At 60.4% G+C, this 419-nt stretch carries 1 protein-coding gene; it reads left to right on the top strand.

Annotated features, from left to right (window positions below; genetic code table 11):
• Positions 1–67: 67 nt before the first annotated feature.
• Positions 68–419, top strand: a 352-nt coding sequence (locus EN818_RS30885; protein ID WP_210237324.1) for a hypothetical protein, incomplete at its 3' end; no start/stop codon positions are given.

The following is a 419-nucleotide window of genomic DNA, read 5'->3' as shown; positions in this document are numbered from 1 at the left end:
GGACGATCCTGGCACCATGCCGTAATTTCGGCCTGGGTGTGATTCCACGGCGGCGGGGAACGGGCAAATGTCCGACATTGCCATGCCTTTGAGGCAGTCCAACCGGGCTTGGCTTCGCGGAGCCCGGTTCGATCTTTCGTTTATCCTGGGCATTCCCGCCGTCGCCTTCCTGACGGGCGCGGTCATTCTCTGGCAGCCGCAACTCTTCACGCCGATCCTGCTCTTCGACCTCTGGTTTCTTGGCTATCACCACGTCATCGCGACCTACACGCGCCTTTGCTTCGATCGAAAGAGCTTCTCGGAGCACTGGCCGCTGCTTGTTGTGCTGCTTCCGGCGGTCGCCGTCGGCACGCTGGCGATCGTCTATTTCGTCGGTCTCTGGACCGTCGTATCGGTCTATTTCTACTGGCAGTGGTTCC

This window comes from Mesorhizobium sp. M3A.F.Ca.ET.175.01.1.1 (genome assembly GCF_004791945.1).
Taxonomy (GTDB): domain Bacteria; phylum Pseudomonadota; class Alphaproteobacteria; order Rhizobiales; family Rhizobiaceae; genus Mesorhizobium.
Note: the sequence above shows the minus strand (reverse complement) of the source record. Positions and strands in the feature narration are given on the sequence as shown.